Origin of the sequence: Bradyrhizobium sp. AZCC 1678, from assembly GCF_036924765.1 — a bacterium.
In the GTDB taxonomy this organism is placed as follows: domain Bacteria; phylum Pseudomonadota; class Alphaproteobacteria; order Rhizobiales; family Xanthobacteraceae; genus Bradyrhizobium; species Bradyrhizobium algeriense.
Genome location: NZ_JAZHSE010000001.1, coordinates 3,803,029 through 3,822,093, shown reverse-complemented (window position 1 = coordinate 3,822,093; position 19,065 = coordinate 3,803,029). Strand labels below are relative to the sequence as shown.

At 60.3% G+C, this 19,065-nt stretch carries 14 protein-coding genes; 11 read left to right on the top strand and 3 right to left on the bottom strand.

Going from position 1 to position 19,065, the window contains the following annotated elements:
- The first annotated feature begins 108 nt into the window (after positions 1 to 108).
- The 11 genes from V1294_RS18000 (at position 109) to V1294_RS17950 (ending at position 16,409) form a co-directional block, all read left to right on the top strand.
- Positions 109 to 1,218 (top strand): Gfo/Idh/MocA family protein, encoded by a 1,110-nt coding sequence (locus V1294_RS18000; RefSeq protein ID WP_334498994.1) that lies wholly within the window; start codon positions 109 to 111, stop codon positions 1,216 to 1,218.
- Positions 1,205 to 1,864 carry a sugar transferase gene (locus V1294_RS17995; protein ID WP_334498992.1) on the top strand — a complete coding sequence of 220 codons (660 nt, stop codon included), beginning with the start codon at positions 1,205 to 1,207 and terminating at the stop codon, positions 1,862 to 1,864. Before V1294_RS18000 ends, V1294_RS17995 begins: the two co-directional genes overlap by 14 nt.
- A 42-nt stretch (positions 1,865 to 1,906) precedes the next feature.
- Entirely contained in the window at positions 1,907 to 3,088 is a 1,182-nt protein-coding gene (locus V1294_RS17990) for a DegT/DnrJ/EryC1/StrS family aminotransferase (RefSeq protein WP_334481677.1), read from the top strand.
- Positions 3,085 to 3,834: a hypothetical protein gene (locus V1294_RS17985; protein ID WP_334498990.1), complete on the top strand. Its 750-nt coding sequence runs from the start codon at positions 3,085 to 3,087 to the stop codon at positions 3,832 to 3,834. Before V1294_RS17990 ends, V1294_RS17985 begins: the two co-directional genes overlap by 4 nt.
- A 40-nt stretch (positions 3,835 to 3,874) precedes the next feature.
- Entirely contained in the window at positions 3,875 to 4,855 is a 981-nt protein-coding gene (locus V1294_RS17980; protein WP_334498988.1) for a glycosyltransferase, read from the top strand.
- 258 nt (positions 4,856 to 5,113) lie between these two features.
- Positions 5,114 to 5,905: an FkbM family methyltransferase gene (locus V1294_RS17975; RefSeq protein ID WP_334498985.1), complete on the top strand. Its 792-nt coding sequence runs from the start codon at positions 5,114 to 5,116 to the stop codon at positions 5,903 to 5,905.
- Between the two features lie 482 nt (positions 5,906 to 6,387).
- Entirely contained in the window at positions 6,388 to 7,425 is a 1,038-nt protein-coding gene (locus tag V1294_RS17970) for a polysaccharide deacetylase family protein (protein WP_334498981.1), read from the top strand.
- A 63-nt stretch (positions 7,426 to 7,488) separates the two neighbouring features.
- On the top strand, positions 7,489 to 8,640 hold the full coding sequence (locus V1294_RS17965; RefSeq protein WP_334498979.1) for a glycosyltransferase family 4 protein: 1,152 nt from the start codon (positions 7,489 to 7,491) through the stop codon (positions 8,638 to 8,640).
- A 1,137-nt stretch (positions 8,641 to 9,777) separates the two neighbouring features.
- A complete protein-coding gene (locus V1294_RS17960; protein ID WP_334498977.1) occupies positions 9,778 to 12,162 on the top strand; it encodes a heparin lyase I family protein in 2,385 nt (794 codons plus the stop codon).
- A 115-nt stretch (positions 12,163 to 12,277) separates the two neighbouring features.
- Positions 12,278 to 14,989, top strand: coding sequence for a type I secretion system permease/ATPase (locus V1294_RS17955; RefSeq protein WP_334498975.1), 2,712 nt, complete (start codon positions 12,278 to 12,280; stop codon positions 14,987 to 14,989).
- Positions 14,976 to 16,409, top strand: a complete 1,434-nt coding sequence (locus tag V1294_RS17950; protein ID WP_334498972.1) for an HlyD family type I secretion periplasmic adaptor subunit — start codon at positions 14,976 to 14,978, stop codon at positions 16,407 to 16,409. The genes V1294_RS17955 and V1294_RS17950 overlap by 14 nt, the downstream gene beginning before the upstream one ends.
- A 140-nt stretch (positions 16,410 to 16,549) precedes the next feature.
- Here V1294_RS17950 and V1294_RS17945 read toward each other — a convergent pair whose 3' ends face one another.
- The 3 genes from V1294_RS17945 to V1294_RS17935 form a co-directional block, all read right to left on the bottom strand.
- Positions 16,550 to 17,170, bottom strand: a complete 621-nt coding sequence (locus V1294_RS17945; RefSeq protein WP_334498970.1) for a DsrE family protein — start codon at positions 17,168 to 17,170, stop codon at positions 16,550 to 16,552.
- A 35-nt stretch (positions 17,171 to 17,205) separates the two neighbouring features.
- Complete coding sequence (locus V1294_RS17940) at positions 17,206 to 17,730, bottom strand: hypothetical protein (protein WP_334498968.1); 525 nt, start codon at positions 17,728 to 17,730, stop codon at positions 17,206 to 17,208.
- A gap of 104 nt (positions 17,731 to 17,834) precedes the next feature.
- A complete protein-coding gene (locus V1294_RS17935; RefSeq protein ID WP_442895352.1) occupies positions 17,835 to 18,839 on the bottom strand; it encodes a TAXI family TRAP transporter solute-binding subunit in 1,005 nt (334 codons plus the stop codon).
- Positions 18,840 to 19,065: the final 226 nt, after the last annotated feature.

The window sequence follows — 19,065 nt, the reverse complement described above, 5'->3', positions numbered from 1 at the left end:
GTGTACCCCAAAAGAGCGTAGATCATAATCCGTGTTCTTCAGCAGCGTGCGCGCTCAATCGGTTATCTTGAATGAACGCACGCTGAGGCCTTCAAACAGGGAACCAACATGGCGAATAACGCGGAAATTCGGACCGCGAACGGCGGCCCGTCGCTCGCCGTCATCGGTTGCGGCTACTGGGGTGCGAAACACATCCGTGTCAGCTGCGACATACGCAACGCAAGGCTTTCGATGGCCGCTGATCTGCACCCTGACAGATTGGAATATGTCCGTTCACAATATCCTTCTGTCGATGTTTCGCGTGATATCGGCGCGGTGCTGAATAACCCTTCTATAGACGGGGTCATTGTCGCCACCCCTGTGGAGACGCACTTTGAATTGGCGCGGGCGGTGCTCCAGGCCGGAAAGCACGCGCTCGTTGAGAAGCCGTTGGCTATGACGAGCGCCCAATGCCGCGAGTTGAATGCGATCGCCGAAGAGCGCAAGCGTGTGCTGATGGTCGGACACACGTTCGAGTATCACCCGGCGGTGGGTGTCATGCGCCAGATGATCCAGAGCGGCTCTCTCGGCGAGCTTTACTACATTGATTCGCGACGCCTGAATCTCGGCCTCTACCGGCAGGACGCCAATGTCCTTTGGGACTTGGCGCCGCACGACCTCTCGATCATCTTCTGCCTGCTGGAGGAGGTGCCGCAAACCATCGGCGCCTGGGGTTCCGCGCACGTTCTGCCTGACGTTGAGGACGTTGTTTACGCCAAGATGGGCTTCAAGAGCGGCGCGACCGCCCATGTGCATGTTTCCTGGTTGGACCCGGTCAAGGTGCGCCAGATCACGGTCGTCGGAAGCGATGCGATGCTGGTGTTCGACGACGTGCAGCCGTCCGAGAAAGTGCGCGTTTACCAGAAGCGATTCAGGCCGCAGATTAACGGCGACTCCTACGCCGACTTCCAATCGGCCTATCATCATGGCGACGTGCATATCCCCGCGATATCCAGCAGCGAACCGCTGAAACTCGAGTTACTCGACTTCGTCAACGCGATCATGACCGGGGAACGGCCGCGCGCGGACGGACTGCACGGGCTGCGCGTTGTCGAAGCGCTCGAGGCGGCATCGGCGTGTCTACGGTTCAAGCACAAACACCGTAACAACGGTAAGGATCAACGGATGTTTCGGCGGCGGAACGTGCCGGCGGGAGGTCCCGAAATTGCCGTCGCATGAAGCCACGCGACGGAAGGCGACCCCGCGGGAATTCGGCAAGCGGGCGCTCGACGTCGCGATCGGCGTTCTCGCGATCGTGGTGCTGGCTCCCGTCTTCATGGTGGTGTGGATAGCAATCCATCTCGATAGTCCCGGACCAGCGGTCTTTCGCCAACGTCGGATCGGGCGAGACGAGAAACCGTTCAACTGCTTCAAATTCCGGACGCTCCGCCACAACGCCGATGAAAACGTCCATCGCGATGCGATCCGGCGGGCTTGGGCAAAGGAACCCCTCTCGAACGACCCCGATGCCCCATACAAGCTGACAGACGACCCTCGCGTGACGCGCGTGGGGCGTTGGCTGCGGAGAACCAGCCTCGACGAGCTGCCGCAACTTCTCAATGTATTGCGGGGCGAAATGAGCATCGTCGGTCCGCGGCCGGCGATTCCTTATGAACTCGAATACTTCCGGGACTGGCACCATAAACGTCACATTGTGAAGCCCGGCATCACCGGAATTTGCCAGGTGCGCGGCCGGGGTCGTGTCTGCCCCGAGGTAATGCTCGAGATGGATGTCGAATATGCAATGAACTGGACCTTATGGACCGACCTGAAGTTGATTGCGCTGACGCTTCCCGCGGTGCTGCGGGGGCACGGTGCCCGATGAGGTTCTCCAGTGACAGAGACGGATTCTCGTGAGGTTCGACAAATGCACATTCCGTTCGTCGATCTTAAAGCGCAATATGAGACGCTAAAGGACGAGATGGCCGAAGCAATTCGGGACATTCTCGACTCCGCGCAATTCATCGGCGGCGAGGCGGTTGCCTCGTTCGAAAGAGATTTCGCCGCGTATTGCCAGGTGCGCCACGCGCGCGGTGTGGCGAGCGGCACGGACGCGCTTCATCTGGCGCTGCGGGCCCTGGATATTGGTCATGGCGACGAGGTGATTACAACCGCTCATACCTTCATCGCCACCGCGGCGGCCATCGTGGCGACGGGTGCGCGGCCCGTGTTCGTCGATATCGATCCAGACACCTACACGATCGATCCCAAGATGATCGAGCGCGCTCTAACGGGTCGTACAAGAGCGATCGTCGCAGTCCACCTCTACGGCCAGCCCGCTGACATGGGTCCAATCAAGGACATCGCACGGCGGCGCGGCCTCTATGTACTAGAGGACGCGGCCCAGGCGCACGGGGCGGAATATCAGGGGGTCCGAACCGGGGCGCTCGGCGATGTCGCATGTTTCTCGTTTTATCCGGCGAAGAACCTCGGGGCCTATGGCGACGGCGGAGCGGTCACTACCAACAGTGCCGCGATCGCCGAGCGGATCGAACGACTGCGTGACCACGGTCGAACCAGCCACTACAGCCACGCCGAGATCGGGTTCAACAGCCGGCTCGATACTCTCCAGGCGGCAATCCTGCAGATCAAGCTGCGGCGCCTGGATGAATGGAACGCCAATCGGCGGCGCGCTGCGGAGTGGTACGCCGTGGAGTTGGCGCAGTCGGGGATCAAGACGCCGTTCGTTCAAAAGGGGTCGACGCACGTCTATCATTTGTATGTGATCGAGACCAACGAGCGGGACGCAATGCGGAACAAGCTCGACCAGGCCGGCGTAGCTACCGGGATCCATTATCCGGTGCCGCTCCACCTACAGCCTGCCCTCGCCCATCTCGGCTACAGGCAGGGCGACTTGCCGTACTGCGAAGCGATGGCCGCTCGATCATTGTCCCTGCCCATGTTCCCCGAGCTCGCACGCGACCAGGTGCGCCGTATCGCCGCGATTGCGCGCGCTGCGGCCGAGCAGGACGGTCACAAGAAATTGCGACGGAAGTCAACGTATTCGCCCGCCGCGCTGCGCGCCGAGGCCGGGAAGGAGTGGCGATGAATCGAATCAGTGCATGGGCGGTGGTCGAGACCGAGGCGATCGGTGCGGCCGTGACGATCGCCGAGTTCGCCGTGGTGCGGCCTGATGTTACGATTGGCAACCGGGTGGTCATTCACCCGCATGTCGTGATTGAGAGCGGCGCAAGAATCGGGGACAACGTCGAAATCTTCCCGGGAGCCTATATCGGCAAGGCGCCCAAGGGGGCCGGCGCGTTGTCGCGCGCGCCGCGTTTCGAGGCATGGGTCGATATCGGCGCCGATTGTTCTATCGGACCGCACGCGGTAATCTTCTACGACGTCTCGGTCGGCGCGGGGACCCTGATTGGTGACGGCGCCTCGATCCGTGAACAATCGCGGATCGGCTCGAAGACTGTCATCGGACGTTACGTCACGGTCAATTACAACACGCGAATCGGCGATCGCGTCCGGGTGCAGGATCACACCTGGCTGGCGGGCAATATGACGATCGAAGACGACGTGTTCATTTCGGGCTGCGTCGGCACTTCGAACGACAATGCGATCGGCCGCAACGGCTACGACGGTTCGCCCATGCTCGGGCCCCATATCGCGCGCGGCGCGGCGATCGGCCTGGGAGCCAACCTACTGCCAGGCGTCAGAATCGGCGTTGGCGCCGTCGTCGGCGCCGGTGCGGTGGTGACGAAGGACGTGCCCGACGGTGCGCTCGTGATGGGCGTCCCGGCAGAGATCCGACGACGGCTCAAAGAGGTTCGCGGCGCAGACCAGTGACTCGCTGGCAGTTCGTGCCAAGCGTCGAGGGAACACTATCGTGAGGATCCTCTGTGTCACCAACATGTATCCGAGTCCGCACAGACCGGGCTCCGGAGCCTTCGTGTGCCAGCAGGTAGAGCAGCTGCGCCGGTTCGGCCACACGGTCGACGTTATCAATATTCTCGGATTCCAGTCCAAGATGAACTATCTGAGGTGCTCTCTTGACGTCATGCGAATGACGAGCGCGGGGGCATACGACATCGTCCATGCGCATTACGGTTATTCGGCATATCCTGCAATGTTTCGGTCGCAGGCGCCACTCGTCATCACGCTGCACGGGACTGACGTACTTGGCAAAAATATCTTTGAGAGGCTGTGCACACGGGTTGTGTCGCATTTCGCCGATGCCGTCATAGTCGTTTCGGAGGGGATGCGGAGACGGATTCCGGGAGTCGTAATTCCCTGCGGGGTCGACCTCGGCGTATTCAAGCCGTACGATCGCGACAAAGCACGAGCGCGGCTGGGGTGGCCGAAAGACAGGTATATCGTTCTGTTTCCATTTGATCCGGCGCGCCCTGAGAAGAGATACGATCTGGCAAGAGCGTCAGTCGAGCGACTCGTGCAGGAGGACGTCGACGCGGAGTTGATGACGGTCGTCAATGTGCCGAACGGCGAAATGCCGTGGTGCTACAGCGCGGCCGACGCCCTGCTTCTCTGCTCGGATTATGAGGGGTCGCCGACCTCTATCAAGGAAGCTCTCGCGTGCAATCGCCCGGTAGTGGCGACGGAGGTAGGCGACGTTGGCGAGCTGTTAAGCGGCATCGCGGGGACGCGGATCTGTCCGCAGGACGCCGGCACAATTGCCCGCAACCTTCGAGAGGTTTTTGACTGGTCGCGGAGCAGCGAGTTCCGGGGGCGAGCGGCAATGGCGAGGTACGACCAGGCGCTCACCGTCGAAAAGATCGTCGGGGTATATGCCGACGTTCTCTCGAACTTCAGGGCAAGGACGGTGGGCAAGCGTTTGCTGCGGAGCGGATGACGACAATGCGACGGCTGGAAGAATGAACTCTACAAGATCCTCGAAGGCAAATTCAAATTGCCAGAGGTCAACTCAAAGCCTTCCAACGTCGAGAAAGCTTACAGGACAGCAATTCCGCTTGGGAGACTAGCGCGCTGCCCGACATCCTCTGCAGGCGCGGAGCGCAAGACTTCTTGCATAACGTGCAGAAGAAATCCGGTGTCTACAGCTAAGTGCGCCGCCCGTGAGAGGCGCGGAACTTAACAGGGAGCTTTTGCGATGTTGAAGGAAGCGATCATAGGGACGCGAGTCGGCGGTTTCGCACTGTCTCTGCGCGAGCGGGTCGAGCTGTTCAGAGCAGCCGTGCGACAGGATGAATCGCTTGGGCGCATTTCCAACGACAGCACGGCCAGGCGCCTGATCGAGCGCATCTGTGGCGACGGGAAGGTGTTCGTCGACGTGGGCGCGCATATCGGCTCCGTGGTGGCCGGCGTCCGGCGACACAGCAGCCCGCGCAAAATCATCGCGATCGAGGCCATCCCCGAAAAAGCGGCAGCGCTCCGGCGTCGCTTCCCCGAGATCGAGGTCCACTCCATCGCGGCGGGCGAGCGCGAGGAACTGGCGGCGTTCTTCATCGACCTCAACCGCTCCGGCTATTCGTCGCTCGACAGGACGCTGGGTCGCCGGTCGACCGTTCGCGAGATCCAGGTCCCGGTGCAGCGCCTGGACACGGTGGTCACGGCCACGGATGTCGATGCGATGAAGATCGACGTGGAAGGCGCGGAGCTAGGCGTCCTGCGCGGCGCGGAGAAGCTGATTGCGAGCAGCCGGCCGACGATCATGTTCGAGAGCGGATCGGGTGGGATGTATCCTAAGGCCGACCTGTTCGATTGGCTGGCGCGGCGCGGTTACTGCGTCGTGCTGCCGAACCGCGTCGCCCACAACGACCCCGGCCTCGATTTATCGGGGTTCCAGGAAGCACACCTCCTTCCTCAGCGCAGCACGAACTATTTCGCGATCGCCGTCGAGCGCCGCGACGAGATCCGTGATCGGGCGTGTGAGGTGCTGTGATTGGGCGCGCGTGATTCACCTTTCTGTTGATGTTTCCACTTTCGAGAGTGGTCGGACACAAATGTCTGCAACGCTGGTACGCTTGGTTGAGATGGTTCCCGCTGTACTAACGCGGTTTCCCACTTCAAACTCCCCTCCTTCGCCTACATTTATGGGCTGAACGCAGAGACTGTGATCGATGGGCTGGAGGAAGAAAACTATGCGGCGAAAGCTGTTCAATGGAGGTGTCGAATTTGGAGGTACTTACAAGTGAGTAAACGGTCCGCAGAATTGCGTGTGGTAATCGCGTCGAGTAAACAGAAAGGCTCAATCGTTTCTTATTCCGCAAGCGCGTTGCTTGAGTTTTTGCTCACAATATCATTCTGAAGACGAACATTGGCGACAGACCGCGCACAGAAAGCAATCGGAAATGTCAGGTCAATTCGCCAAGGCGGCAGTGTCCTTCTGATGGGACGTTAGTTTCTTTCTGATGAGGGGTTAGAGTGAAGCAGGTTCTCAAGGACAGCATGATCCAATTGGCTCATCGGTCCGGGCTAATGCCAACCTTCCGCAGGATTTTTGCTGGTAGGGCAGCTATCCTGATGTTCCATGAGATTCAACAAGATTTTCGCTCGGAATTGATGACCGGGACTTCAGTTGCTCTTTTCGAATATTCACTCAATTGGCTGCGGCAAGAAGGGTGGGAGATTGTCAGTTTCGAGACATGTCTCGAGCGATTGGCCACGGATCCCGGACCGTGCCGCTATGCGGTGCTTACCTTTGACGACGGCTATCGCGACAACCTCGCGGCTGCGCTTCCAATCCTCGAGCGAAACAACGCCCCATTCATGATGTACGTTCCCACTGGTGCCCTCACACGAACGCTGCAATCGTGGTGGCTGGGCTTGCGCGAAGTATTTCGCATTGGAGACACGGTTACGATCGATGCGATGGACATGAAGTTCCACTGTCCCGAGTTTCACGAAAAGGTGTCGGGCTTATACAAGGTAATTGAGTGGATTCACCAAGATTATCACCGGGCTGCAATGCTCGCCTCAACGTTCAACAAGACGGGTATATCGCTATCGGCTTTGAATGAGGCATATTTCCTGAATGAGCGCGAGCTTCAAAAACTCTCGCGGCATCCTCTCGCGTCAATCGGCGGGCACACCGCTTCGCATGCAGCACTGTCGTCCCTGGATGCTCCTGCAGCGCGAGCCGAAATGGCGGATAACCGCTGCTATCTGGAGCAATTGCTGCAGCTTCCGGTTCGGCACTTCGCTTATCCTTACGGCGACTCCAGAGCATGTGGTCCTCGCGAAGCACATCTCGCGAAGGAAATAGGCTTTTCGACCGCAGTAACAACGCAGAATGGGCAAGTATCCGACCGCAACTCAAACCATTTTGCACTTCCTCGCGTCGGCGTTGGGGGGCCATTCGACACGAGGGCCAGGTTCGAGGTTCGCATGAGCGGCATGCAATCGGCGGTGGCCAAAATGCTGCAAATGAGAAGCTTTACATCGAGCGCGGTTGAACGTTGAATTTTGCGCTGAACCGCCTCGTTGCGATTTGGATTGAAGCAGTCCCCGCGGGAGATCGATGCCGTGCGTATACTACACTTTACTGAATGCATAGGCCGGGGAGGAAAAGAACGACAAATCGTCGAACTTTTGGAGGGGCTTGTCCCTCACCGCGAAATAGAGTCATTCGTCGCAGTTACCTATGAGGAGGATGATCAATACGAAATTGACAGCGAACATGCGCAATACATTCCGCTCATTCGGAAAGGCAGGAGGGATTTGCGCCTTTTCAAGAGTTTGTACGATCTGACCTCCAATTTGAAAATTGATATCGTCCACTCGTGGGGCTCCATATGCTCCATTTACGCAGCTCCGGTTGCGAAATTGTGCGGCGCGGCTTTCGTCAATGGCTTTGTGCGGGACGCGCCGCCGCATATGACACTGTGGAATAAGGACTACTTAAGGGGCAAGCTGACCTTTCCGTTTTCAGACATTGTTGTCGCCAATTCGCGCGCAGGCCTGGCTGCCTACGATATTCCCGAGCGCAAAGGTGTATGCATCTATAATGGGTTCAATCCTGAAAGACTTTCTAACTTGGTGGACGAGGTCGAGCTTCGCAGCAGCTTGGGAATCGCGACTCCCCACATTGTCGGGATGGTTGCCAACGTCACACCCAAAAAGGACTATGCAATCTTTGTCGAAATGGCCTGCCGCATTTGCCGCCTCAGGGACGATGTTACTTTTGTGGCTGTCGGCGACGGTGCAATGATGCGGAAAGTGCACGACAGCGTCCCACCTGAGTATTCGCCGCGGATAAAGTTTCTGGGTCGGCGGAAAGATGTAGAAAGTATCGTCAATGTCTTCACTGTGGGAGTTCTCGTTACCAACAGCCGGGTACACGGGGAAGGCATTTCCAACGCAATTACCGAATGCATGGCATTGGGTAAGCCAATCGTAGCAACAAACGATGGGGGCACTCCCGAATTGGTCCTGGAGGGCCAGACGGGATTTCTTGTGCCGAGCCACGACGCTGGGGTGCTGACCGATCGTGTGCTCAGACTCCTCAATGACCGTACGCTTGCTAATCAATTCGGTATCGAAGGGCGTCGGCGCGTTGAAACCGCATTCTCGCGCGATGCGATGTGTAACGCCTATCTCCGCCTTTATCGGAGGGTGGCGTATAGGAGGGCGCGCGCGACATGGGAAGGAGCTATTACTAGAGATATGGTCGATTAATCATTCGATCATTCGATCGTATTCCTAGAGAGACTGTGTTGCAGCGCGCGGGTGAGCGGTTGAGCCGTTGGACACAGCGAGGTGAATGAGCCGCCGTTTGGCGGCTTCGGCCGCCGGTCTTCCTCGATCGCGCAGAACGCGACAATGTGCTCTCAGCGCCTCGCTCGTGGCCGGAGCTCATGAGGAGCGGGCGGCGATCAACGGCAAGAACAGCCGGATCGTGATGGTTGGTTGGCGACTGGAAGACCGACATCCTGCATATGGACGAAATGGAGATGACGGGCAGCAGTGGCGGTCCGAACACCGAAGGCCAATCACTCGGGGTCGAAGCAATAATCTTGTCGTCCGTGAAAAAGTCACCAGGCCGTTGAGTTGAGAGCCGGTTTTTGGCGCCGCTGCGGTTTTGAGATTGCAAGATTCCCTCAAATCAGCAGTCCTGATTGCGTGAAGGGGAGCGATGCGACAGAAGAAGCCGGAGATGGGGAACGGCGATCTGTTTCGCGCACAGGCTCGATAAGGCCATCAATCTGAAGCACGAGCCCCGCCTACGACAGCGACATAGGTGACATCGGAGATCCTAAGCAGGTTCGGGCCGTTGATGGGCTAATCTTTGGTTCGATTGGGATAGATCGGCTCGTCGTGGTCGCTGTCGGTGGTGGCGGCATGGCGTCGTCGCCGGCCCGGCTGAACCTTGGCGCCCGGCAGACGCCGTCTTGATATGGGAGCCAAGACGGAAAGCCGATCACGCACTCGTCGCGCTCGGAACTTATGCACCACACTGACCCATTCAATTTTCTCCGATTGGTAGGTGAATCGCGCATGTTTTCAACGCTATGCTGTCGACGCGGTATACATGCGTATAAAATCACATTTTGAAATTTTTTTCGCCACTTTTGCTTATTAACCCCCACGCCAGCAGTCGGGGGGGCACAATCCCACTGCTTTGAAATGTGCTCGCGGTCCAGACTGCGATGCATTGAAATCCGCTCGCGGTCCGAGGCTGCGATGCGTTGAAATGTGTTCGCGAAGCCAGTCGCTGCGAGCATGCAGTATGTCGCGCGTCATCGCATGCGCGGCAGTGGAATTCCCTCGTCAACATCAACGATACGAGAAACAACTTCTCGATGGAGGCCTGAATTGGATACGACCGGCACGATCACGAATTTCAAGACCACGCCTGGAACCTACTTTCTTATCGGTGGCGACTCCTACGAAGTTGAGACGGAGGGTAGGAGCTATAGTATAACCAACCCCGACCCGCAGACCCTGCGGTTCGAGCTCCGCCAGGGCGAAAATTGGGCAGCGGGTGCTGATGGCTCATACGTTGATCGCTCTGAAATTCAAAATGCCTCGACGGGCGTCAAGACCAGCTGGGGTGCATATATGCCGGCCGGTACTCCGATTGGCATCGACTATCAGTTGATGGTGGAGGCGAATGGGCCCAATGGGTCATTTGTTAACACTCAGAACAGCTCGAATGGCTGGTTTATCGTCGGTCAAATGCACAATGACGACGTTACGGGCGGCGTGGGGACCTCACCGCCGTTCGCGGTCCAGATGGACGGCGACCATCTGCAAATTGTCGCCCGCTATGTTCTGCCCGGTGGGAATCCCAGTAATTCGTCTTCCGATCTCCACATGATGACTCTGTGGACCGATCCGAATCCGATTGTGCCGGGCCGATATTACGACATCAATATCCAGTCCAATGTCTCGAACAGCGGCGGCGGGTATTTGGACGTCTCGATCGACGGCAAACAGGTGGTGGATTATTCCGGCCCGCTCGGCTATGGGGACGGCACCTACTGGGAATATGGCATCTATCGGTCGACGGCGCCCGAGACGACTGCCGTCGATTTTCGCAACATGACGCTGGTCACTGGATCGCAGGCGATCGGCTGGCAGGGTGCTGGCGGCACGGCACCGACGACGCCGACGACACCCACGTCACCAACCACGCCGGTAAACCTGGCGCCGACAGTGACGCAAGCGTCCGCTTCACCGGGGACGGGAATCGCAGATAACGGTGATACCATCACAATGACGCTCGGCTTCAGCGAGGCCGTGACCGTCACCGGCACGCCGACGCTGTCGCTCAACGATGGCGCGACCGCCACCTATGTGGGCGGGTCCGGGACGAGTGCGCTCACCTTCAAAACGACCGTCGCACCGACTGACAAGGACACGTCGGCGCTTGCGATCACCGGGGTCAATCTTGCGAGCGGCGCCAGCATCAAGGATACTTCCGGTCTTGCGGCGAACCTCTCGGGTGCGGTGAAGACGTTCACCGGTCTGCAGATCGATGCGACCCCGACGACGCCAACGTCCCCAACCACGCCAACCACCCCAACTGCGCCAACCACGCCGGTAAACCTGGCGCCGACGGTGACGCAGGCGTCCGCTTCACCGGGGACGGGAATCGCAGATAACGGCGACACCATCACAATGACGCTCGGCTTCAGCGAGGCCGTGACCGTCACCGGCACGCCGACGCTGTCGCTTAACGATGGCGGAAAGGCCACCTATGTCAGTGGCTCAGGCACGAGCTCGCTCATCTTCAAGAACACTGTTGCGTCGACTGACCAGGACACCTCGGCGCTCGCCATCACGGGAGTCAATCTTCCGACCGGCGCGAGCATCAAGGATTCAGGCGGGCTCGCGGCGAACCTTTCGGGCGCGGTGGAGACGTTCTCCGGTCTTCAGATCGATGCGACCCCGGCGACGCCGACGTCCCCAACCACTCCGACGTCCCCAACGACGCCGACGACTCCAACGACGCCAACCACCCCAACGGCCCCGTCAGCGATCGCGCCGGTCCTCACCGTCGCGGACGATTCGCTCAAGGTGTACGGCAGAGGTGGTACGGTCGACCTGGGAGTCGGCGTGACAACGACCGACCCCAACGATAACGTGACCGTCAACATCAGGGGGTTGCCGAAGTACGAGTCGATCACCTCCGCGCTCGATGGTCAGACGTTCAGGGGAAGGGACATCACCCTGACGGCCGCGCAGGTCGAGAGCGGACTGACTCTGACATCGAACTACAGGGGCGGAGGTCATCCCGTCGCAGAGCTCTCGCTGACGGCAAGCGCGAAGGACCCGGTCACCGGCGCTGTGGCGACGGCCGCGCCGCAGACCATCATCGTGACGGATCCGCGGCCTGCGGCCACGACGACAACGACCACGACGACCACGACGTCGCCGCAGACCACCAGCGTGACCAGTCCTCCGGCTTCGACCTCGACGAGCGCAGGGTTCCTGGCGAACCAGGGCTTTGAGCGGCTGCAGCAACATGTGGGGTCGTTCACCAGCACGCTGGCAACCGGTAGGCCGCAGGCGTTCGTGGCGGATCCTCAGCTCGCGACGGGTACGACCACGGCGTCCCTGGCAAGCCAGAGCTTTGCGCTGCTGAACCAGTATCTGGCCGGTAACACCGGCCGGGTCGACTCCGGGCAGATCGTGTCAGCCGTGTCGCAAGCGGCCGGTTGGGCGCAGGACGCGATCCTGACCAGACCGCACTGATCCCCTCCCGCACCCGGGCGCATCAGCACCCGGGTGCGGCACCATCAAAGTTTGGGAATGCAGAGAAGGAACATCACACGCGGCCGGTAGCCGCGAAGGGTTGAGTTAAAACATTATGGCGATGCAGAATGGGAATGCCCACGCCGCAGACCATGGGTTTCGAGCCCTGGCTCTGTTCCTGCGCCTTCATGGCGTCCACGCCGAGCCCGAGCAGCTCCGCGATAGCTGTGGAAGCAGCACAATAGGTATCCGCGCCCTGCTTCGTTGCGCGCGCGAGTTTGGAGTCAAGGTCCGTTCACGAACAACGCATTGGAAGCGACTTGCGAGCATCCAGTTGCCTGGAATCGCATCGCTGCGTGATGGCGGATTTCTGCTGCTCGGCAAGGTCGACGACAACGGGGCGCTCGTGCTGCACCCGACTGCGTCGCGTCCGGAGCTGATGACGCGCGCGGAATTCGAGGAAATCTGGGACGGCCGCTTGATCCTGACGGGATCGCAGAACGTCATCAATCGGGTGCTCCATGCCCTCGCTGACATGAGTGTCACCGTGCGTGGTCTGGCGCGCCGCGCCGTCGCCCCCGTAACACGCGCTCGCGATACCGTAATGCAGGCCTGCAATTCATTGATGCGTGCGTGCTTCGGCGAACGAAGCGATATGGCCCTCCAGGCGGCCAGAACCGACTTCGAGGCTGCGAGCATCGTGCCTCAGAGCGAGGACGAGTCTGGGCTCGTGGCAGTGGCAATCCTGTTACGATGCCATGGCATTGCGGCCGATCCTGAACAGATCCGGCATCGCATGGGCGCGGCCAAGCTGGGTGTTACCGAAATTCTGCGCTGCGCCAAGGAATTCGGGCTGAAAGCTCGGGCACAGAAGTCGAACTGGAGCAGGCTTGCGGTCACACCGCTGCCGGGCATCGCCCTGCTGCGCGACGGCGGCTTCCTGATCCTCGGCCAGGTCGTCGACGACAAGCTTATGGTTCAGCGCCCATTGTCTCCCCGGCCCGAAACAATGACGCAGGCCGAGCTTGAGGCAATCTGGGGCGGCGACATCATCTTGATGACGCGGCGCGCGTCCCTGACCGATCTCTCCCGCCGCTTCGATATCGGCTGGTTTGTCGGCGCGGTCCACAAGTATCGCCGTCTTCTCAGCGAAGTGCTGGTCGCGTCGTTCTTCCTTCAGTTCTTTGCCCTTATCTCACCGCTGTTTTTCCAGGTGGTCATCGACAAGGTGCTCGTGCATCGAAGCATGAGTACGCTCGACGTTCTGATCATAGGCCTTGTCGCGCTGACCGTGTTCGAGGCCATTCTCGAAACGCTGCGCGTCTATCTGTTCGCGCACACCACGAACCGCATCGATGTCGAACTCGGCGCCCGGCTGTTTCGTCACCTGATGGCGCTACCGATCGCGTATTTCCAGGCCCGCCGGGTCGGCGATTCGGTCGCGCGCGTCCGCGAACTGGAGAATATCCGTCAGTTCCTGACGAGCTCGGCGCTTACGCTCGTCATCGATCTGTTGTTCACCGTCGTCTTCCTTGCAGTGATGTTCTACTACTCGACGACATTGACGCTTATCGTTCTGGCGTCATTCCCGTTCTACATCGGCATTTCCGTGTTCGCTGCGCCGCTGTTTCGCCGGCGCCTCGATGAGAAGTTCAATCGGGGCTCCGAGAACCAGGCCTTCCTGGTCGAGAGCGTCACGGGCGTCGAGACGCTGAAGGCCATGGCGGTCGAGCCGCAGATGCAGCGCCGGTGGGAGGAGCAGCTCGCCGGCTATGTAAGCGCCAGCTTCCGCGTGCTTAGCCTGAACAATACGGCAAGCCAGGCGGTCCAGATGATCAACAAGCTGGTCGTCGCGGCAACGCTTTACTTCGGCGCGAGACTTGTGATCGGTGGTGATCTCACCGTCGGCGAGCTCGTCGCGTTCAACATGCTGGCCGCACGTGTGAGCACGCCGGTGCTGCGTCTCGCCCAGATGTGGCAGGATTTCCATCAGGCCCGTCTGTCAGTCGACCGCCTCGGTGACATCCTCAACACCATCCCGGAGCCGAGCTTCAGTCCCGGCCGCGCCGCACTGCCGCCGATCCGCGGGCAGATCACGTTCGATCACGCGACGTTCCGCTACCGCATCGACGGCCCCGAGGTGCTGCACAACGTGTCATTCAGCGTCCAACCCGGCCAGGTCGTCGGCATCGTCGGCTCGTCCGGCTCGGGCAAGAGCACCATCACCAAGCTGATCCAGCGTCTCTATGTGCCGGAGAGCGGACGCGTGCTGGTCGACGGCGTCGACCTCGCGATGGTCGATCTGACCTGGCTGCGGCGCCAGATTGGCGTCGTCCTTCAGGAGAACGTGCTGTTCAACCGCTCGATTCGCGAGAACATCGCGCTGGCCGATCCGACGATGTCGATGGAACGCGTCATCGAGGCGGCATCGCTCGCCGGCGCTCACGACTTCATCCTGGAACTGCCCGAGGGTTACGACACCGTCGTCGGGGAACGCGGCAGCAGCCTGTCGGGCGGGCAACGCCAGCGTGTCGCGATCGCACGCGCGCTCATTACCGACCCGCGCATCCTCATCCTCGACGAGGCCACCAGCGCGCTCGATTACGAAAGCGAGCGTGCCATCCAGCAGAACATGAAGCGAATTGCCGCCGGCCGGACCGTGTTCGTCATCGCCCATCGGCTCTCGACCGTGCGCAATGCGAACCGGATCATCACGCTCGAGCATGGCCGCATCGTCGAGGACGGCAGCCATGATGAGCTGATCCGCTCGAACGGGCGTTACGCAAACCTCCATTATCTGCAGGCCGGTATCCATGACATCCGCTAGCCGAAACATCGTCCCGTTTCCGAAAACCCCGGCTCCGGCTCGCCGCCGCGAGCAGGAAATCGCGTTCCTGCCAGCGGCGCTCGAGATCACTGAAACGCCGCCGTCGCCGATCGGGCGCGCGATCGGCGCGAGCATCATCGCGGTCTTCTGCTTCGCGGTGGCGTGGGCGTCATTCGGCAGCGTCGATATCGTCGCCACCGCAACCGGCAAGATCGTGCCGGGCGGGCGCACCAAGCTGATCCAGCCGTTCGAGACGGGCGTCGTCCGTGCCATCCACGTCCGCGACGGGCAGACCGTAAAAGCTGGCGACACTCTTATCGAACTCGACCCGACGATGACGGAAGCCGACAACGAACGCCAGAAGAGCGATTTCCTGGCGGCCGAACTCGAAGCCGCCCGGCTGCGCGCCGGGCTCGCAGAGGATCCGCTTGCCGCCTTCCGGCCACCGCAGAGCGCAAGCGCCGCGGAGATCGAGATGCATCGTCAGTTCCTGATCAGCCAGCGCGCCGAACAGAATGCCAAGCTCGCCGAGATCGAACGCCAGCAGGGCCAGAAGGAAGCAGAGCGGGCGACCACTTCAGCGAGCGTCGCGAAGCTGCAGGCGACGATACCGGTGCTGCAGGAACGCGTGGACATCCGCAAGAATCTGGTCGACAAGGCACTGGCTTCGAAGGTCGTCTATCTCTCCGAATACCAGGAACTGGTCGGCCTTCAGCAGGACCTCCTGCTGCAGCAGAGCCGGCTGCGCGAAGCCGATGCCGCGATCGCGTTACTGAAGGAAACGAGGGAAAAGACGGCCGCGGAGTATCGCCGTACGACCTATGACGCACTCGCGAAAGCCGAGCAGAAAACTGCGAGCGCTGCGCAGGAGGTGATCAAGGCGGAGCGGCGCACGAAACTCCAGCGTTTGGCCGCGCCGGTCGACGGCGTCGTGCAACAGCTCGCCGTTCATACCGTGGGAGGCGTGGTAACGCCTGCTCAGGCGCTCGCCGTGGTGGTTCCGAGCGAGAGCCAGCTCGAGATCGAGGCCATGCTTTCCAACCGCGACATCGGATTCGTGCATCCGGGACAAAAAGCGGAGATCAAGGTCGATACATTTAACTTCACGCGCTACGGGCTTCTTCATGGCGAAGTGCTCAGCGTTTCGTCCGATGCCATCACGCGCGACAGGCAACAGGGCACTTCGAATGACCGGGCTATGGGCGCGGCAACGAACAGCAGCGAGCCGAAAGGTCAGGAGCTGGAATATGCTGCTCGTGTCTCGCTCGACCGCGCGGCCATGCAGGTAGACGAGAAACTCGTCAAGCTTGGGCCCGGGATGGCCGTGACGGTTGAGATCAAGACCGGCTCGCGCACCATGATGAGCTACCTGCTCTCGCCGCTGGCAAGGTACAAGCAGGAGGCTTTGCGGGAACGATAGAGCATCGATGAGCGTTGCGGGTAACTGGAGACGGCCCCGGCCAGCTAACCGACCTGGCCGTCTCCGCTCCCGCTAGCTTGCGCCCCTCTTCATCCCAAAGGGCGCGGGGGTCGCTATTCATCGCGAGCCCCCCGCCTCGCTCAGGGCTTTACGTAGGACCATCCTTTTTCCTGCAGCTCCATCACGTGCACCACGCCTGATTTCACCACCTGGGCCTGAGCAACAATTGGGATGTCCTTGTTCTCGGCCTTGTGCATTCTTTCCCGGGTGTTGCCGCAGGCCTTGAACGATATCTCCGGCCTACTCAGCGCCATCTCCTCAATACGGGCCTTTACCGGCGAAGTATCATCACGCAGCATATGCAGGCCGGGCCCGAACGTGACCACCTCGATTTTTACGTTCTCACTGAGATCCTTGTAGTATTGCGCAACGTTCGTTGCGTTGTTGAGCGCAAGATTCATCGCGGCGGGGTCATTCGTGTTCACCTGCAAAACTAGACGATGCACCTTGGAGTCGGATGCAAGCCGAGCGTTCGCGGCGAGAACGGACCGTTCCCGTTTATGCGTGATGGCTTTACTACGTGTGGTGGCTTTACGCGGGGCGGCAGCTCTTTCTGCGACGCGCGTCTGGTACAGAGCGGGATACGTCGTTGTGGGCACCCAGTAGCGTCCGCCCTGCTCCGCCGCAGCGAACGACGGGACGAATAAGACTGTTATGGCTCCTATGGTGGTTACGCTTGCAATATGTTGAAACATGTTCATCGGGCTCTCCTATGTACAAACTTCATCGGACACCATCACCTGTTCGGCTTCGCGATCGGGTGTGACCATTTGCACGCAACAGTCATCTTCGCGCGCACCGCCTCCCACCCGCGGAGCGAAAACGTTCCGTCCAGCGCGCCTCCCGTGCGAGGTACAAGGTGGACGCTGAGGCTTCCCACGTCTGGAAGGGATTGCAGCAAGCCAATCACGTCACCTCCGAACGCGACCCCGGCTCCGGACGCCGGCAGCGCTGCCGCGGCACGCACCTGCTGACCATCGTTAACACGATAGGAAATCGCGTAGTCGCCGCCGCGGCCGGAGATGCCCGGTCCCGCGACGACCAATTCGGTCCGCCCTCCGCGGCAACGAATTGAAAGCTTCATTTCAGTTTCGGCTGCTCCATTGCCCGACGCGGTCGTCGCGGTCATCAACGGTGAATAGTCAACTGGCGAGGTTGTTTGGCTGACGATCCAGTTGTCTCCTTGGGAGGCCGCCTGATGCGCAGCAGCAATCGGCCGAGACACCTGGGCGGGGCACTCCGGCCCTTCGGCGCGCTCCATCGAATTGCAGTCGCGAAGCTGCGCCGCAGGATCTACGGCCCCTTGCGTCCAGGCAATCCCGCTTGTGAGCGCGATTCCAACTGCAATTGGGATGGCCGCGCCTCTCATTGCGATGCATGCGTTGCGCGCTGCTGGCGTTCGAGCCAGGCTTGCGCCGCCGGGAAGCGCACGAGGCCAGGAACCGTCGCCGCGAGATTGATCGATTTCCACTTCGGATCGAAGCCAGGCTCCTGCAGCTTGCCGATCCGCGAGAACAGATGATCGACGAAACGCGCGATGCGCTGAAAGCGGTTCGATTTGGCGGGAAAATTGAAGGCAACAAGAGCGGTCGGAACGGCAATCGTGGTTACACGTTCGCCCGGCTTGATCAGATTGGGATAGTCCGTGGCATCCAGCGCGGCGGGCAGGTAATAGTCCTCGAACTTGCTGTCATAGGAAATCGGCAGGAACTTGAATCCTGGCTCCCAACGGCCACGCACGAAAGCATCGACCGGCTTCGAGGTAATGAAGACGACAGCCGCCATCTCGCCCTTACGCATCTGCTCGAGCGCGACCTGATGCGGGATGAACGTCTTTTCCACCTCGAGGCCGAGCCGACTGAAGATCAATGGGCCCGAATAGGCCGCCGCGGTACCCTGGGTATTGAAGTTGACTTTCTTGCCGACGAGATCGTTCAGACCCTGAATCTCGGGACGAACGAAGATATGAAGTTCGGACGGGAATAGATTCAGGATGTAGGCAAGCCGCTGCTGAATATCGGGCACCTGGCTCTTGTATTCCTCCAGGACGTCCGAATTGATGATCGCGGCATCGATGCCGCGCAAATAGAGCAGTGAATTCACATTTTCCGTAGCGCCGCGCGTCACGACCGGCAGAACGTGCAGATTCTGTCCATCGTCGACGACCCGGGCGATCTCCGCCGCCAGGCGGATTGGCGCTCCCTCGAGGAGGCCCCCTGCAATACCGACCGTCCAGGCATTCATCGCCACTTGCGGCTTTTGCCGCGGCACCTCGCGAGGCAACGGGCGAACGCCTTGCATCCGGGCATTTTGAGTCTGGGCGTCCGCAGCGAACGGCTGAATAGTTACGGGCAACGAGGCCAATGCCATGAGCAAAAGTCGCGGAGCTAAACCAAAAGACCAGTTCATCAGCCCCTTCCTTTCCAAGCTTTGAAGGCACTGCCCTGTGCTACGGATGTAGCGCCGCCATCCGAGCCTTCGTCGCGCGTTGCTCATCCGCCGCCGCGTATCGCGCCTGATCCGGGAAAGCCTGCGGTTGGGACGCCCACGTCATCACGACGACAGCGGCAGCGGTCCACACGGGCGCCGCTCGTCC

Bases quoted from the DNA above. Each gene is read 5' to 3' on its own strand.
- V1294_RS17940 (WP_334498968.1), bottom strand. From the start codon at position 17,730: ATGGAGCGCGCCGAAGGGCCGGAGTGCCCCGCCCAGGTGTCTCGGCCG.
- V1294_RS18000 (WP_334498994.1), top strand. From the start codon at position 109: ATGGCGAATAACGCGGAAATTCGGACCGCGAACGGCGGCCCGTCGCTC.
- V1294_RS17950 (WP_334498972.1), top strand. From the start codon at position 14,976: ATGACATCCGCTAGCCGAAACATCGTCCCGTTTCCGAAAACCCCGGCT.
- V1294_RS17975 (WP_334498985.1), top strand. From the start codon at position 5,114: ATGTTGAAGGAAGCGATCATAGGGACGCGAGTCGGCGGTTTCGCACTG.
- V1294_RS17990 (WP_334481677.1), top strand. From the start codon at position 1,907: ATGCACATTCCGTTCGTCGATCTTAAAGCGCAATATGAGACGCTAAAG.
- V1294_RS17985 (WP_334498990.1), top strand. From the start codon at position 3,085: ATGAATCGAATCAGTGCATGGGCGGTGGTCGAGACCGAGGCGATCGGT.
- V1294_RS17955 (WP_334498975.1), top strand. From the start codon at position 12,278: ATGGCGATGCAGAATGGGAATGCCCACGCCGCAGACCATGGGTTTCGA.
- V1294_RS17945 (WP_334498970.1), bottom strand. From the start codon at position 17,170: ATGAACATGTTTCAACATATTGCAAGCGTAACCACCATAGGAGCCATA.
- V1294_RS17935 (WP_442895352.1), bottom strand. From the start codon at position 18,839: ATGGCATTGGCCTCGTTGCCCGTAACTATTCAGCCGTTCGCTGCGGAC.